The sequence below is a fragment of the Cupriavidus sp. USMAHM13 genome (assembly GCF_001854285.1).
In the GTDB taxonomy this organism is placed as follows: Bacteria; Pseudomonadota; Gammaproteobacteria; order Burkholderiales; family Burkholderiaceae; genus Cupriavidus; species Cupriavidus malaysiensis.
Genome location: NZ_CP017751.1, coordinates 2,595,761 through 2,611,122, shown reverse-complemented (window position 1 = coordinate 2,611,122; position 15,362 = coordinate 2,595,761). Strand labels below are relative to the sequence as shown.

At 67.7% G+C, this 15,362-nt stretch carries 10 protein-coding genes, 3 tRNA genes and 1 pseudogene; 9 read left to right on the top strand and 5 right to left on the bottom strand.

The features are described from left to right. The first annotated feature begins 15 nt into the window (after window positions 1–15). From clpP to BKK81_RS11390, 8 genes and pseudogenes are all read left to right on the top strand, one after another. Window positions 16–666: an ATP-dependent Clp endopeptidase proteolytic subunit ClpP gene (gene clpP, locus BKK81_RS11420; RefSeq protein WP_071012918.1), complete on the top strand. Its 651-nt coding sequence runs from the start codon at window positions 16–18 to the stop codon at window positions 664–666. A gap of 229 nt (window positions 667–895) precedes the next feature. Next, complete coding sequence (clpX, locus tag BKK81_RS11415) at window positions 896–2,170, top strand: ATP-dependent Clp protease ATP-binding subunit ClpX (RefSeq protein ID WP_071012917.1); 1,275 nt, start codon at window positions 896–898, stop codon at window positions 2,168–2,170. Between the two features lie 254 nt (window positions 2,171–2,424). Beyond that, window positions 2,425–4,836 carry an endopeptidase La gene (gene lon, locus BKK81_RS11410; RefSeq protein ID WP_071016380.1) on the top strand — a complete coding sequence of 804 codons (2,412 nt, stop codon included), beginning with the start codon at window positions 2,425–2,427 and terminating at the stop codon, window positions 4,834–4,836. Window positions 4,837–5,037: 201 nt separating this feature from the next. Next, a tRNA-Val gene (locus BKK81_RS11405) sits at window positions 5,038–5,113 on the top strand. Between the two features lie 44 nt (window positions 5,114–5,157). Further along, window positions 5,158–5,233: transfer RNA gene (locus tag BKK81_RS11400), tRNA-Ala, on the top strand. A 137-nt stretch (window positions 5,234–5,370) separates the two neighbouring features. Further along, window positions 5,371–5,447, top strand: a tRNA-Asp gene (locus BKK81_RS11395). A 9-nt stretch (window positions 5,448–5,456) separates the two neighbouring features. Beyond that, window positions 5,457–5,722 (top strand): annotated as a pseudogene (locus BKK81_RS34235) (DMT family transporter). A gap of 183 nt (window positions 5,723–5,905) precedes the next feature. Further along, window positions 5,906–7,843, top strand: a complete 1,938-nt coding sequence (locus BKK81_RS11390) for a SurA N-terminal domain-containing protein (RefSeq protein ID WP_071012915.1) — start codon at window positions 5,906–5,908, stop codon at window positions 7,841–7,843. A gap of 188 nt (window positions 7,844–8,031) precedes the next feature. Here BKK81_RS11390 and BKK81_RS11385 read toward each other — a convergent pair whose 3' ends face one another. Continuing rightward, complete coding sequence (locus tag BKK81_RS11385) at window positions 8,032–8,712, bottom strand: arylesterase (RefSeq protein WP_071012913.1); 681 nt, start codon at window positions 8,710–8,712, stop codon at window positions 8,032–8,034. Here BKK81_RS11385 and BKK81_RS11380 point away from each other — a divergent pair. After that, window positions 8,711–9,409: an ABC transporter ATP-binding protein gene (locus tag BKK81_RS11380; protein WP_071012911.1), complete on the top strand. Its 699-nt coding sequence runs from the start codon at window positions 8,711–8,713 to the stop codon at window positions 9,407–9,409. The genes BKK81_RS11385 and BKK81_RS11380 overlap by 2 nt on opposite strands. 88 nt (window positions 9,410–9,497) lie before the next feature. On the opposite strand, the gene pgi is transcribed toward BKK81_RS11380, so the two are convergent. The 4 genes from pgi to BKK81_RS11360 all read right to left on the bottom strand — a co-directional run bounded on the left by pgi (window position 9,498) and on the right by BKK81_RS11360 (window position 15,152). Further along, window positions 9,498–11,123, bottom strand: coding sequence for a glucose-6-phosphate isomerase (gene pgi / locus BKK81_RS11375; protein WP_071012909.1), 1,626 nt, complete (start codon window positions 11,121–11,123; stop codon window positions 9,498–9,500). A gap of 129 nt (window positions 11,124–11,252) precedes the next feature. Continuing rightward, on the bottom strand, window positions 11,253–12,197 hold the full coding sequence (locus BKK81_RS11370; RefSeq protein WP_071012908.1) for a DMT family transporter: 945 nt from the start codon (window positions 12,195–12,197) through the stop codon (window positions 11,253–11,255). Further along, a complete protein-coding gene (locus BKK81_RS11365; protein WP_071012906.1) occupies window positions 12,194–13,795 on the bottom strand; it encodes a bifunctional ADP-dependent NAD(P)H-hydrate dehydratase/NAD(P)H-hydrate epimerase in 1,602 nt (533 codons plus the stop codon). Before BKK81_RS11365 ends, BKK81_RS11370 begins: the two co-directional genes overlap by 4 nt. 13 nt (window positions 13,796–13,808) lie before the next feature. Then, window positions 13,809–15,152: an amidase gene (locus BKK81_RS11360; protein ID WP_071016378.1), complete on the bottom strand. Its 1,344-nt coding sequence runs from the start codon at window positions 15,150–15,152 to the stop codon at window positions 13,809–13,811. Between the last annotated feature and the right edge of the window lie 210 nt (window positions 15,153–15,362).

Genomic DNA, 15,362 nt, shown 5'->3' with positions numbered 1-15,362 from the left:
ACCAGGAGAACTTGCATGACCCGCAATGATTTGCTTGACCGGCTCGCCACCACGCAGGCTTCTGCCCTGGAAACCCAGGGGCTGGGGCTGGTGCCGATGGTGGTGGAGCAGTCCGGCCGCGGCGAGCGCGCCTACGACATCTACTCGCGCCTGCTGAAGGAGCGGCTCGTGTTCATGGTCGGCGAAGTCAATGACCAGACCGCCAACCTGGTCGTGGCGCAATTGCTGTTCCTGGAGAGCGAGAATCCGGACAAGGACATCTCGCTGTACATCAACTCGCCTGGCGGATCGGTGTCGGCCGGGCTGGCGATCTACGACACCATGCAGTTCGTCAAGCCAGATGTGGCGACGCTGTGCATGGGCATGGCCGCGAGCATGGGCGCCTTCCTGCTGGCGGCAGGCGCCAAGGGCAAGCGTTCCGCGCTGCCGAACTCGCGCATCATGATTCACCAGCCGCTGGGTGGCGCGCGTGGCCAGGCTTCGGACATCGAGATCCAGGCGCGCGAGATCCTGTATCTGCGCGAGCGCCTGAACAGCATCCTGTCGGAAGTGACCGGCCAGCCGATCGAGAAGATTGCGCGCGATACCGATCGCGACAACTTCATGAGCGGCGAACAGGCCATGGACTACGGGCTGATCGACAAGGTCATCACCCGCCGCGGCTGACGGGGCAGGCTCGGCGCGCTCACATCGATGGGCGCCGCCGGGTAGGCTTGGCTCCGAAATGACGAAGGCTGCACCGGAACGAGGCCTCGTGCCTCGTTTTTTGTGTTCGCCCCACACGGTGGGGGATCCTCCGGTAGTGCCTGACTTTTTGGCGTATGATGCGTTTGAAGCGTTTTCTCCGCGGCGGCCCGCTGCCGTGGCGCGCACACTGCTAATGTGACTGATTCCTATGGCGGATAAAAAAGGTTCATCCAGCGAGAAGCTTCTGTATTGCTCGTTCTGCGGCAAGAGCCAGCACGAGGTCAAGAAGCTGATCGCGGGCCCGTCGGTGTTCATCTGCGACGAATGCATCGACCTGTGCAACGAGATCATCCGTGACGAGGCGACGGCATCCGAGAAGGACGCCGCCGCGGCCACGCGCTCCGATCTGCCCACGCCGCACGAGATCCGCGAAAGCCTGGACCAGTACGTGATCGGCCAGGAGCCGGCGAAGAAGATTCTGGCAGTGGCGGTGTACAACCACTACAAGCGTCTCAAGCACCTCGGCAAGAAGGACGACGTCGAACTTTCCAAGAGCAACATCCTGCTGATCGGGCCGACCGGCTCGGGCAAGACGCTGCTGGCGCAGACGCTGGCGCGGCTGCTCAACGTGCCCTTCGTGATCGCCGATGCCACTACGCTGACGGAAGCCGGCTACGTGGGCGAGGATGTCGAGAACATCATCCAGAAGCTGCTGCAGAACTGCAACTACGAGGTCGAGAAGGCGCAGCGCGGCATCGTCTACATCGATGAGATCGACAAGATCTCGCGCAAGTCCGACAACCCCTCCATCACCCGTGACGTATCGGGCGAAGGCGTGCAGCAGGCGCTGCTGAAGCTGGTCGAGGGCACCATGGCTTCGGTGCCGCCGCAGGGCGGGCGCAAGCATCCGAACCAGGACTTCCTGCAGGTCGACACGACCAACATCCTGTTCATCTGCGGCGGTGCCTTCGACGGCCTCGAGAAGGTCATCATGCAGCGCTCCGACAAGACCGGCATCGGCTTCGGTGCCCAGGTGCAGAGCAAGGAAGAGCGCGAGGCCTCCGAGGTGCTGCCCCAGGTCGAGCCGGAAGACCTGATCAAGTTCGGCCTGATCCCCGAACTGATCGGCCGTCTGCCGGTGGTGGCGACGCTGGCCAAGCTGGATGAAGCGGCGCTGGTGCAGATCCTGATCGAGCCGAAGAACGCGCTGGTCAAGCAATACCAGAAGCTGCTGGCGATGGAAGGCGTCGAGCTGGAAATCCGCCCGGCGGCGCTGACGGCGATCGCGCGCAAGGCCATCCGCCGCAAGACCGGCGCGCGCGGTCTGCGCTCCATCCTCGAGCAATCGCTGATGGATGTGATGTACGACCTGCCCAACTACAAGGGTGTGCAGAAGGTGGTGATCGACGAGAACACGATCACCGGCGATGCACCGCCGCTGCTGATGTACGAGGAGCAGCCCAAGGTGGCCGGTTCCAACTGATGTTGCGACGGCCGGCAGCGGATTTGCCGGCTAGCGCCCCGAAAGGCCGTTCGCGAGAAGCGAGCGGCTTTTTTTCTTCATTTCCGTCCACGTCTGGGAGAAAACGCGGGTATGCTGTTTCAAAGGGGGGCTTGCAAGTGCGTGGAGAAGCATTTGCGTGCAGTATCGGAATGGATGCGGAATCGATGGCCTGCCATCTTGTAATCGATTCATGCGGCCCAATTTACGCCTTAAATGACTGACTGGGGATAATGATGTCCGGAACACAACTCCTCCCGGCTGAGCCGATTCGCCTGCCACTGTTGCCGCTGCGCGACGTGGTGGTGTTTCCGCACATGGTGATCCCGCTGTTCGTGGGACGCCCGAAGTCCATCAAGGCGCTTGAGACTGCGATGGAGTCGGGCAAGAGCATCATGCTCGTGGCCCAGAAGACGGCGGCGAAGGACGAGCCGACCGCGGACGACCTGTACGAGGTCGGCTGCATCGCCAACATCCTGCAGATGCTGAAGCTGCCCGACGGCACGGTGAAAGTGCTGGTCGAAGGCACGCAGCGCGCAAATATCCGCGAGGTGAGCGAGGACGAATCGCACTTCATGTGCGAGGCCGTGCCCGTGCCGCCCGCGCCCGTCGAGAGCGCCGAGACCGAGGCCCTGCGCCGCGCGATCGTGTCGCAGTTCGACCAGTATGTGAAGCTGAACAAGAAGATCCCGCCCGAGATCCTGACCTCGCTGTCCGGCATCGACGAGCCGGGCCGCCTGGCCGACACCATCGCGGCCCACCTGCCGATCAAGCTCGAGCAGAAGCAGAAGATCCTGGAGATGGTCAATGTGACCGAGCGCCTGGAAAGCCTGCTGTCGCAGCTCGAGGGCGAGATCGACATCCTTCAGGTCGAGAAGCGCATCCGTGGCCGCGTCAAGCGCCAGATGGAGAAGAGCCAGCGCGAGTACTACCTGAACGAGCAGGTCAAGGCTATCCAGAAGGAACTGGGCGAGGGCGAGGAAGGCGCCGACCTGGAAGAGCTCGACAAGCGCATCAAGGCGGCGCGCATGCCGAAGGAAGCCAAGAAGAAGGCCGACGCGGAGTTCAAGAAGCTCAAGCTGATGTCGCCGATGTCGGCCGAGGCCACCGTCGTGCGCAACTACATCGACACGCTGGTCAACCTGCCGTGGCGCAAGAAGAGCAAGGTCAACAACGACCTCGCCAATGCCGAGCGCGTGCTCGACGAAGACCACTATGGCCTGGAGAAGGTCAAGGAACGCATTCTCGAGTACCTCGCGGTGCAACAGCGCGTGGACAAGGTGAAGGCGCCCATCCTGTGCCTGGTCGGCCCCCCCGGTGTCGGCAAGACCTCGCTCGGGCAGTCGGTGGCGCGTGCCACGAACCGCAAGTTCGTGCGCATGGCGCTGGGTGGCGTGCGTGACGAGGCCGAGATTCGCGGTCACCGCCGTACCTATATCGGTTCCATGCCGGGCAAGATCCTGCAGAGCCTTTCCAAGGTCGGCGTGCGCAATCCGCTCTTCCTGCTCGACGAGATCGACAAGATGGGCATGGATTTCCGCGGCGATCCGTCGTCGGCGCTGCTCGAGGTGCTGGATCCCGAACAGAACCACACCTTCCAGGACCACTACGTGGAGGTCGATTTCGACCTGTCCGACGTGATGTTCGTGGCGACGTCCAACTCGCTGAACATCCCGCCGCCGCTGCTGGACCGCATGGAGGTGATCCGCCTGTCGGGCTACACCGAGGACGAGAAGGTCAATATCGCCCAGCGCTACCTGCTGCCCAAGCAGATCAAGAACAACGGCCTGAAGGTGGGCGAGATCGCTGTCGCCGAAGATGCGATCCGCGACATCATCCGCTATTACACGCGCGAGGCCGGTGTGCGCTCGCTGGAGCGCGAGATCTCCAAGATCGCGCGCAAGGTGGTCAAGCTGCTGCTGCTGAAGAAGGAGTCGGGCACGGTGACCGTGGAAGCGGCCAACCTCGACAAGTTCCTCGGCGTGCGCAAGTACGACTTCGGCCTGGCCGGCAAGGAAAACCAGGTAGGCCAGGTGACCGGCCTGGCGTGGACCGAGGTGGGTGGCGATCTGCTGACCATCGAAGCCGCCATCATGCCGGGCAAGGGCAACATCACCCGCACCGGTTCGCTGGGCGACGTGATGAAGGAGTCGGTCGAGGCGGCCCGTTCGGTGGTGCGTTCGCGCGCACGCCGGCTGGGCATCGCGGATGAGATGTTCGAGAAGCGCGACATCCACATCCACGTGCCCGAAGGCGCCACGCCCAAGGACGGTCCGTCGGCGGGCGGTGCCATGACCACGGCCCTGGTGTCGGTGCTGACCGGCATCCCGGTGCGCGCGGATGTGGCCATGACCGGCGAGATCACGCTGCGCGGCGAGGTGCTGCCGATCGGCGGCCTGAAGGAGAAGCTGCTCGCGGCGCATCGCGGCGGCATCAAGCTGGTGCTGATCCCGGAAGAGAACGTCAAGGATCTGGCGGACATTCCGGACAACGTTAAGAACAGCATCGAGATCGTTCCGGTGCGCTGGATCGACAAGGTGCTGGAACTGGCGCTGGAGCGCAAGCCGGAGCCGCTGCCGGAAGAAGAGGCCAAGCCTGCCGAGGTGGCCGACAAGGCCGCCGCCAAGGTGGAGATGATCCATCATTGAGGCGTGACGCCTGCGCCGCTGCGCAGGCGCACAGGCAGCCGGCAAGACGCCGCGGGACATCCCGCGGCGTTTTTTCTTCGGGGGCTTGGCAAAGCCGAAAAACCTGTATTACAATCGCGCCCTCGCAACGCAAACAGCGGTAAGTGCTCCGAAACGTGCGCGGCGAATCCAGCAGGTCCAGATGCCTGCAACGAGGCGAACGGGTGCTTAGCTCAGCTGGTAGAGCGGCGCCCTTACAAGGCGTAGGTCGGGGGTTCGAGCCCCTCAGCACCCACCACCGTTTCCTCGTTGTGCAAGGCAACTTGACCTAAATGGCCACATGGGGGTATAGCTCAGCTGGGAGAGCGCTTGCATGGCATGCAAGAGGTCAGCGGTTCGATCCCGCTTATCTCCACCAGGTTTTCTGTTCGAGGGGTGACCCTGGCGTGAATCGAGAAGCCCGACGGTTTCGCGATGGCAGGCCGGAAAGGGAAACGCCCGAGGGCATCAAGTCTTGCAGTGCTTGATCCGCGAGGATGAAAGCTGCACCGACGCGGAGCGGTAGTTCAGTCGGTTAGAATACCGGCCTGTCACGCCGGGGGTCGCGGGTTCGAGTCCCGTCCGCTCCGCCAGATTCCGGAATCCCCCGAGGGCGCAAGTCCTCGGGGGATTTTCTTTTGTACGGGCCGGACGCGGCCCGTACCAGTCTAGAAATGATGCCATCGCGGTCCTTGCCGCTCGGCAGCGCCTATGCGATCTGGACGGGCATCGGCACGGTCGGCACGGTCGGCACGGTGGCGTTCGGCATCCTCGGTTCGGCGAGTCCGCCAGCCTTGCCAGGCTGGCCTGCGTCGTGCTGATCGTGACAGGCATCGTCGGCCTGAAGGTGGCGGCCGCGGCGGCCTGAGTGGCGGCGCCGGGGCTGCGCGCCCGCTACAGTCCCGGCGGCAGCACCGCCTGCGTGTTCGTGTGTGCGCGCGTGTGTGTGATGTACCCGTGACGTCCGAATGGCTTGAGGGATTGCCACTCCTGCTAGAATCCCGAGGTTTGTCTCTCTTGACTCTCGAGCCAACCCCATTTCCGAGTGAGCATGCTTGATTTCGTACGCAATAACCGGCGCTTGATGCTGCTGCTGCTGCTGGTGATCATCTTCCCGTCGTTCGTCTTCTTCGGCGTGGAGAGCTATTCGCGCTTCATGGACAGCTCGCACGACGCGGCCAAGGTGGACGGCCGCACCATCAGCGTGCAGGAGCTCGACAACGCCGTGCGCGATCAGAGCGAGCGCATGCGGGAAGCGCTGGGCGCCAGCTACGACGCGCGTATGTTCGAAGGTCCCGAGGCGCGCAAGCAGGTGCTGGACCAGCTGGTGCTGCAGCGTGTGGTCTCCGACGAGGTGGCACGCGAGAACCTGACGGTTTCCAATGCCCGGCTGGTCGAGACGATCAGCAGCATTCCCGCCATCGCCCAGTTGCCGAAGAAGGCCGATGGCTCGATCGACGACAAGGCCTACCTGCAGCTGCTCGCTGCCCAGGGCATGACGCCCGACCAGTTCGACGCGCGCATGCGCTTCGAGCTTGCCACGCAGCAACTCAGCGGCGCGGTCAGTGGTACGGCCTTCATGCCGAAGTCCCTGCTGGAACGCCTGCTGGCCATCCGCGACCAGCAGCGTGACGTGCAGGCGCTGTTGCTGAAGCCGTCCGACTACACCGCCAAGGTCAAGGTCGACGATGCGGCGCTGAAGACATACTACGAAGCCCACCAGGGCGACTACTCGGTTCCCGAGCATGCCAAGGTGCAGTACCTGGCGCTGTCCGCCGATGCCTTGGCCGCTGCGCAGCAGGTGTCGCCGGACGAGCTCAACTCGTACTACCAGAGCAATCTCGCGCGCTTCCGCACCGATGAGCAGCGCCGTGCCAGCCACATCCTGATCGCCGCGGCGAAAGATGCCCCGGCGGCCCAGCGCCAGGCAGCGAAGGAAAAGGCGGAGAAGCTGCTGGCCGAACTGCGTAAGCATCCGGATACCTTCGCCGACGTGGCGCGCAAGGAATCGCAGGATCCGGGTTCGGCGGCCAAGGGCGGCGACCTGGGCTTCGTCGGCCGCGGCACCATGGTCAAGCCGTTCGAGGACGCCATGTACGCGCTGGCCAAGGACGGCGACATCAGCGACGTGGTCGAGACCGACTATGGCTACCACATCGTCAAGCTGACCGGCATCAAGCCGGCCGAGACCAAGCCGCTGGATGTCGTCAAGCCGGAGCTGGAAGCGGAACTGCGCAAGCAGCTGGCCGCGAAGAAGTACGCCGAGATGGCCGATGCGTTCGGCAACATGGTCTATGAGCAGTCCGACAGCCTCAAGCCGGCCGCCGACAAGTTCCACCTGACCGTGCAGAGCGCCGACAACGTGACGCGCCAGCCGAACCCGGCGCTGGGTGCGAGCAACCCGCTGAACAACGACAAGCTGCTCAAGGCGCTGTTCAACGACGACGCGATCAAGAACAAGCGCAATACCGAGGCGGTGCAGGTCGGTCCGAACACGCTGGTGTCGGCACGCATCGTCGACTACCAGGCGGCCTCGGTGCGCAAGTTCGACGACGTGCAGGCCAAGGTGCGCGAGGACTACATCGCGCAGCAGGCCGCCGAGCTGGCCCGCAAGGACGGCGAGGCCCGCCTGGCCGAACTGCGTAAGAGCGGCAGCGCTGAAGGCTTCGGTGCGCTCGCCACGGTTTCGCGTACCAAGGCAGAAGGCCTGTCGCCCAAGGCGCTCGAAGCCGTGATGCGCGTCGATACGTCCAAGTTGCCCGCCTTCGCCGGCGTGGACCTGGGTCCGCAAGGCTATGCCGTCTACCGTGTCGCCAAGGTCAGCCAGCCTGCCAAGCCCGATCCCGCGCAATTGCAGGCGGCAGCGCAGCAGATCGCGCAAGTGGCCGGCCAGGCCGAGCTGGGCGCCTACTATGAAGCGCTGAAGGCACGTTCGAAGGTCAAGGTGCTGCATTCGGCCGGCACGCAGGAGCAGGGCGCCGGCAACTGATCCGGTGCATCTGGCGGCAGGCTGCCGCGTCTCGCGTCCGCGCTAGCGGATCGCCAAAGGACAATCCCCCGCCGGCCTGGTGCCCGCGGGGGATTGTCTTTTTCGGGGAGGCGGCGGTGGCGGTGGTGCGGCCTTCCCATGCGCGGTCCGTCGGCTAGCGACCGGCGGCGGCCCCGACGGCTTACCCTTTACCGGCGCGCCGAGGTCTTCTGCGGGCGGGCGCCAGGCTGCAGCAGCGGTGCCAGCTGCGGCCAGACGGTGTCCAGCAGGGCGGCCTGCGCGGCAGCGGTCGGGTGCAGGCGGTCCCGCTGGAACCAGTCCGGGCGATCCACGATTTTCTCCAGGAAGAACGGCACCAGCGGCACGCGGGTTTCCTCGGCCAGCCGCGTATAGACCGCGTGGAAGCGCTCGGCGTAGTCCTGGCCGTAGTTGGGCGGGACGCGCATGCCGACCAGCAGCACGCTGGCGCCGGCCTGGCGGGCGCTGTCCACGATGCTGCGCAGGTTGGCCTCGGTGTTCTGCAGGGGCAGTCCCCGCAGCGCATCGTTGGCGCCGAGTTCGACCACCACCACGGCCGGCCGCTCGCGGGCCAGCAGGGCGGGCAGGCGCGTCTTGCCGCCTACCGTGGTCTCGCCGCTGACGCTCGCATTGACGACGCTATAATCGAGCCGTTGCGCCCGCAGCCGGTCTTCCAGCAGCTTGACCCAGCCGGTGCCGCGCGCGATACCGTATTCGGCCGACAGGCTGTCCCCCAGCACCAGCAAGGATGGCGCGGCCACCGCCGTGCTGACGGAGGCGGCCAGCGATACCAGCCCCAGGCCGGCCACCAGCGCGATCCTGCGCAGTTGTCTCCAGATCGAGTTGCCCATGTCCTCACCTATCCTTGCCGTGGCTTCGCTTGGAAAGACCGTGGCCGATGCCACGGGTTCTCTGACGATTCTGCATGACGTGTCGTTTTCCGTCACGCGCGGCGAGACGCTGGCCATCGTCGGAGCCTCGGGTTCGGGCAAGTCCACGCTGCTGGGCCTGCTGGCCGGCCTCGACCTGCCCAGTACCGGTTCGGTACGCCTGCACGGGCAGGACCTGTTCGCGCTGGACGAAGACCAGCGTGCGGCGCTGCGCGCGCGCCATGTGGGCTTCGTCTTCCAGTCTTTCCAGCTCGTCGGCCACCTGACCGCGCTGGAGAACGTGATGTTGCCGCTGGAACTGCGCGGTGAGCGCGAAAGCGTACGGGAGCGCGCGCGCGACATGCTGGCAAGGGTGGGCCTGTCGGCGCGCCTGCACCACTATCCGCGCACCCTGTCGGGTGGCGAGCAGCAGCGCGTGGCATTGGCGCGTGCCTTCGTCACGCGGCCGGAGATCCTGTTCGCCGACGAGCCGACCGGCAGCCTCGATACGGCGACCGGCGAGGCCGTGATCGCGCTGATGTTCGAACTGAACCGGGATGCGGGCTCGACGCTGGTGCTGGTGACGCACGATCGCTCGGTGGCGGCACGCTGCGGCCGTATCCTGACCATCGACGCTGGGCGCGTGGCCAGCGACGAGTGGATGGCCGCCGAGGTCTGATGCCTCGCTTGCCTGGCGCGCCGCGCGCCGCGGTGTAGCCACGCCGCCCATCCTGCCGCGCGTGCGCCAAGGCGGCGCGGAAGCAGGCTCAGGCGCTGCCCAGCGCCGCGCGGGCGCGCGCGATGAGCGTGGTGGTGGAAGCGTCGTGGGGAGCGGCGGCGGCGCCGTTCAGTTCGGCCTCGATCGGGCGTGCCAGCAGCTTGCCGAGTTCGACGCCCCACTGGTCGAAGGAATTGATATTCCAGATCACGCCCTGCACGAAGGTCCGGTGTTCGTATAGCGCGATCAGCGCTCCCAGCGTGTGCGGGGTCACGTCCTGCATCAGCAGGGTGTTGCTGGGGCGGTTGCCATCGAACACCATGTGTGAGACGCAGGCATCGTCTGCCGTGCCGCCGGCGCGGACTTCTTCGGCGGTGCGGCCGCGCATCAGCGCCTCGGCCTGGGCGAAGCAGTTGGCCAGCAGCTTGGCGTGGTGCCCGGGCAGCGCGCGCGGCGGCCGCAACGGCGCGATGAAGTCCACCGGCACGATCTGCGAGCCCTGGTGGATCATCTGGAAGTAGGCGTGCTGGCCGTTGGTGCCGGCGCTGCCCCATACCACCGGCGACGTGTGGGCGTGGACGCGCCGCCCGTCCAGCTGGACCGACTTGCCGTTGCTCTCCATCTCCAGCTGTTGCAGGAAGGCCGGAAACAGTTCGAGCGAAGTCGAGTAGGGCGCGAGGCAACTGGTCGACATGCCGCAGAAATTGCGGTACCAGATGCCCAGCATCGCCATCACGACCGGCATGTTGGCCGGCAGCGGGGCCGTGCGGAAGTGTTCGTCCATGGCGCGCCCGCCGGCCAGCAGTTCGGCGAAGGCATCGTAGCCGAGCGCCAGCACGATCGACAGGCCCACCGAGGACCAGAGCGAGAAGCGTCCGCCGACCCAGTCCCAGAATTCGAACATATTGGCCGGGTCGATGCCGAAGGCGCGCACGGCCTCCACATTGGTCGAGACCGCGACGAAATGCCGGGACAACTGGTTTTCCGCGACGCCGTTGTCGAGGAACCAGCGCCGCGCGCTGCCGGCGTTGGCCATGGTCTCCAGCGTGGTGAAGGTCTTGGAGCAGACGATCACCAGGGTGTGTTCGGGGTCGACGCGCGACAGGGTCTCGGCCAGCTCGGTGCCGTCGACATTGGAAACGAAGTGCAGGCGCAGGCGATTGCCCGGCAGGTGCGCGAGGGCCCGGCAGACCATGCGTGGTCCCAGGTCCGAGCCGCCGATGCCGAGATTGATCACATCGGTGATGCGCTTGCCGCTGGCGCCGGTCCACTGGCCGCCGCGCACGCGTTCGGAGAAATCGCGCATGCGCTCGCGCACTGCCTGGATCGCCGGCATGACCGGGGCGCCGTCGACCTGGTAGCCGGCCTCCGGCAGGGCGCGCAGCGCCATGTGCAGCGCGGCGCGGTGCTCCGTCGCGTTGATCTGGTCGCCAGCGAACATGGCGTCACGGCGCTCATTGAGCCCGGCCTCGTCGGCCAGCTGCATCAGCAGGGCGAGCGTCTGCGGCGTGACGCGGTTCTTGGCGTAGTCGAGGTACAGCCCTGCGGCTTCCAGTGAGAACTGTGCGACGCGCTGGCCGGCATCGGGCGCGTCGAACCAGTCGCGCATCTGCTGCTCGCGAATGGCCTCATGGTGCTGCTGGAGGGCGTCCCAAGCGTGAAGATTTGTGGGCATGCGTGGCAATCAGTGGCTTCGGGCCCGCTGCGCGGGCGCTGTGGTTGCATCGCCAAGTATAACGTGCGTGCGCGTGGCGCAGAGGTGACTCGCCCGCCTACTCGCACCCGACCATCGGAGGGGCCGTCCTCAGCGCCGGGACTGCCAGCGCGTCGCGGCCGCCCGCAGCAGCGGTTCGCCGCCGGCCACGCACAGGCCACCGAGGCAGATCACGCCGATGCCCAGGGCCGTCGTCCAGTCCGGCAATTGTTCGAAGGCGAGGTAGCCGATGGTCGTGGCCGACAGGATCTGCAGGTAAAGGAAGGGGCTCAGGAACGATGCGTCGGCATACTGGAAGGCGCGGATGACGAAATAGTGGCCGAGCGAGCCGGTCAGGCCGGCCGACAGCAGCAGTGCGCACTGGGCGGGCGTCGGCATGGTCTCGAACCAGAAGGCGGGCACCAGCAGGGAGGTCAGGCAGGCGCCTGTCACGCCGCTCCAGATCAAGGTGGTGAGCGGCGCATCATGCGCCGCGATGCGCCGGGTCAGCATCTGCATCAGCGCGAACACCAGGGCCGAGAAGAGCCCCAGCGCGATGCCGACCGGGCTGAGCTCGCCGCCGGGGCGCACCACCACCAGCATGCCGGCGAAACCCACCGCCACGCCGGCCCAGCGGCTCCAGCGCGCATGGCGCCCCGGGCGTTCTCCCAGCAGCCACGGCGACAGCGCCACCACGAACAGCGGGGCGCAGAAATTCAGGGCAGTGGCCTGCGCCAGCGGCATCAAGCGCAGCACGCTGAAGAAGACGACGGTGGAAACCAGCATCAGCCCGCCGCGCAGCCACTGCAGGCCGGGGCGCGCGGGCCGCCACTGCCGGCGCCAGCCGGCCGGTCCGAGCAGCAGGAAGACCGCCGCGACATGGCCGACGTAGCGTACCCAGGCAACCGCCATCACCGGCAGGCCCTGCTGCGTCAGCGTCTTGCTGGTAGCGTCGAGCAGACTCAGCACCCATTGCCCGATCACCAGCAGCGCGATGCCTGTCAGCAACTGGCGCCGCGCGGGGCTGCTCAGGGAAATGCCGCCGGCGCCGCTCATGCCCGCACGGGCTCCCGCAGCAGTGCATTGAGGATGGCGCGCGCGGGCAGGTAGAGTTCACTGGCGGTCAGGCCGGCAGGGCCTTCGCCGGCGGCTGTCAGACGGTCGGCGGCGCGGCCGTGGATCCAGGTGCCGGCGCAGGCGGCCTGCATGGCGGACATGCCCTGCGCCAGCAGCGCGCCGATCATGCCGGCCAGCACGTCGCCGGTGCCGGCGCTGGCCAGGCCGGCATTGCCGCTCGGATTGAGCGCCGGTACGGCGCCGTCGGTCCCCGCGATCACGCTGCCAGAACCCTTGAGCACCACCGTGGCCTGCCACTGCGCAGCCAATGCCCTGGCAGCCGCCAGCCGGTCGCGCTGCACCGCCTCGACGCTGCTGCCGAGCAGGCGCGCGGCTTCCAGCGGATGCGGTGTCAGCACGCGGGGCGATGCCAGTGCCCGCAGCGCCTGCGCTGCGCCGGCATCGGCGGCCAGCATGTTCAGGGCGTCCGCATCGAGCACGAGCGCCGCCCGCAGTCCGGCGAGGGCATGCAGCAATTGCGTGAAGTGTTGCCGCGAGGTGGCGCCGGCACCCATGCCCGGCCCGATCACCAGGGTCGACATGGCGGCGAGGTCCAGGTCGGCCAGCGCGTGCAGCATCAGTTCGGGATGCATGGGGTCGAAGGCCGGCGCCGAGGGCGCGAGGAAGCCGATATGGACGCGGCCGGCTCCCAGGAACTGTGCCGCGCGCGCGCCCAGCAGCGGCGCGCCCACCATGCCGGCGTTGCCGCCGATGATCGCCAGCGAGCCGAAGGTGCCCTTGTTGCTGTCGTGGCGCCGTGCCGGCAGAGCGGCGGCGAACACGGCGGGTCCGTTGATCCAGGCCGCCGGCAGGCCGGGCGGGGGATAGGCCAGGCCGAGCGGCGCGATATCGACCGCGCCGGCGCGGTCGCGCCCGTCCAGGGTCAGCAGCCCCGGCTTGGCGGCGAGGAAGGTGAGGGTGCGCGCCGCCTGCACGGCCGGCTTGCCGGCACCGGTGTCGGCGAACAGGCCGCTGGGCACGTCGAGCGCGAAGACCGGCAGGCCGGAGGCGTTGACGTGGGCGATCCAGTCGGCGATGCGTCCGCCGGCCGGGCGGTTCAGGCCGATGCCGAGCAGGCCGTCCAGGATGGCCGCCGTGCCGGCCGGCCAGTCGGGCAGTGCGCCCGGCTGCGCAGCCGCATCGGTGCCCACCTGTGTGCCGAACTCGCGCAGCGGCACCCCGGCCGCGCGCGCCTCCTGCCAGGCACGGCCGGCGTCGGCCGGCAGCTTGAGCGGATCGGCGGCCAGCCAGGCCTCGACCTGCCGGCCGGCGCGGTGCAGGACGGTGGCCGCCACCAGGGCATCGCCGCCGTTGTTGCCGGGGCCTGCCAGGCACAGCAGCGGGCCTTGCGGCATATGCCGCGCCAGCCAGCCGGCGGCGGCGGTGCCGGCACGCGCCATCAGCGTGAAGGGCGGCAGCGCGGCCTGTGCGGCGTGCTCGATGGCACGCACGCCGGCCGTGTCGTACAGCGGGATGCGGGTGGCGCTGGCAGCGTCGAGCGCGAACCAGTCGTCGGTGGCGGTCGGCGCGTGGGACATGGCGGGCCCGCGCTCAGGCCGCCGGGCGCACGATCGCTTCCAGCGCCAGGGCGATGCCCAGCAGCCCGGCGTCGTGCAGCGGACCGTGCGACAGCATCAGGCCGACCGGCAGTTCGCCGGCCGCGTGGCAGGGCAGGGAGATCGAGCAGCCGTCCAGGAAGTTGAAGGCGGAGGTGTTGCGCAGCAGCAGGCCGTTGGTGCGGAAGAACAGCGCATCGTCGGCGAGCAGCGGATCCAGCGGTGGCGCCACCATCGGCACGGTCGGACAGACGATGGCGTCGAAGCCGGCCAGCCGCGCCTGCACGCGGGCGATCCAGTCCAGGCGGGCGCGCATCAGGTCGACGTAGTCGGCAGCGCTCATCGCGGCGCCGCGCTCGATGCGCATGGCCACGCGCGGATCGTACTGGGCGCGCCGGGTGGCCAGCAGGTGGCGATGGATCGACCAGGCTTCGGCCGCGGTGAAGCCGCCCGCGGCATTGAGCCCCGGCAACTCCTCGAGCTCCGGCAGCTCGATGTGCTCGATGCGCACGCCGGCCGCCGACAGGCGCCCGAGCGCGCGGTCGAAGGCCTGCGCCACCACCGGTTCCAGGTCATCCTGCAGGTATTGCCGCGCGACCGCCAGGCGGATGGCCGCCGGAGCCTTGCCGATCGGCATGGCCGGGGTGTCGGCCAGCACGCTGTCCACCAGCACGCAGCCGCTCACGCTGCGCGTCATGGCGCAGGCGGTGTCCAGCGTGTACGAGAGCGGAAAGGCGCCGGTGAGCGGGACGCGGCGGGTGGTCGGCTTGAAGCCGGTGAGACCGCACAGTGCCGCCGGGATGCGGATCGAGCCCCCCGTATCGCTGCCGAGCCCGGCGACCGCCAGCCCCAGCGCCACCGAGACGGCGGCACCCGAGGAGGACCCGCCGGGAACGCGCGCGACGGCGGGGTCGAGCGGATTGCGCGGGGTACCGAAATGGGGGTTGATGCCGACGCCGGAAAAGGCGAACTCGCTCATATTGGTGCGCCCCACCAGCGCGGCGCCGGCATGGCGCAGGCGTGCCACGACCGCCGCGTCCGCATCGGCCGGCGCGGCGTCGTCGCGCGCGATGGCGGCGGCCCGCGTGACCTCGCCGGCGATATCGAACAGGTCCTTGATGGACACCGGCAGGCCGGCCAGCGGATGCAGCGGCTGGCCCGCCAGCGCTGCGGCGTCGGCGGCGCGGGCCACGCGCAGGGCCTCGTCGAAACTGGTCTGCAGGAACACGGAGCGCGCGGCCGGTCCGGCGGCGGCGGCCTGGGCGGCTTCGACGATGGCGGTGCGGCTGGTGGTGCCGGCGCGCAGGCTGGCTTGCAGGGTATCGAGGTCGGGCAGCATCATGGCGGGAGAGCGGCAGGCGCGCAGGCCTGGATTGACGGGGCTCGCGGAACCGGAGCGGATCGGTCGAGTCTAGCGAGGTGCGCCAGCGTGCGCAACCATGCCCCGGGGACCGCCTGCCCGAGAGGGCTGGCAGCGGTGGCCCGCGGTGGTCATGTGGGCGAATTGCCAATAAACTGTCAAGAAAACTGCCGCCAATCAACGCTCGAT

Coding starts and splice junctions, on each gene's coding strand:
- clpP (WP_071012918.1), top strand. CDS start 16: ATGACCCGCAATGATTTGCTTGACCGGCTCGCCACCACGCAGGCTTCT.
- clpX (WP_071012917.1), top strand. CDS start 896: ATGGCGGATAAAAAAGGTTCATCCAGCGAGAAGCTTCTGTATTGCTCG.
- lon (WP_071016380.1), top strand. CDS start 2,425: ATGTCCGGAACACAACTCCTCCCGGCTGAGCCGATTCGCCTGCCACTG.
- BKK81_RS11390 (WP_071012915.1), top strand. CDS start 5,906: ATGCTTGATTTCGTACGCAATAACCGGCGCTTGATGCTGCTGCTGCTG.
- BKK81_RS11380 (WP_071012911.1), top strand. CDS start 8,711: ATGTCCTCACCTATCCTTGCCGTGGCTTCGCTTGGAAAGACCGTGGCC.
- BKK81_RS11385 (WP_071012913.1), bottom strand. CDS start 8,712: ATGGGCAACTCGATCTGGAGACAACTGCGCAGGATCGCGCTGGTGGCC.
- pgi (WP_071012909.1), bottom strand. CDS start 11,123: ATGCCCACAAATCTTCACGCTTGGGACGCCCTCCAGCAGCACCATGAG.
- BKK81_RS11370 (WP_071012908.1), bottom strand. CDS start 12,197: ATGAGCGGCGCCGGCGGCATTTCCCTGAGCAGCCCCGCGCGGCGCCAG.
- BKK81_RS11365 (WP_071012906.1), bottom strand. CDS start 13,795: ATGTCCCACGCGCCGACCGCCACCGACGACTGGTTCGCGCTCGACGCT.
- BKK81_RS11360 (WP_071016378.1), bottom strand. CDS start 15,152: ATGCTGCCCGACCTCGATACCCTGCAAGCCAGCCTGCGCGCCGGCACC.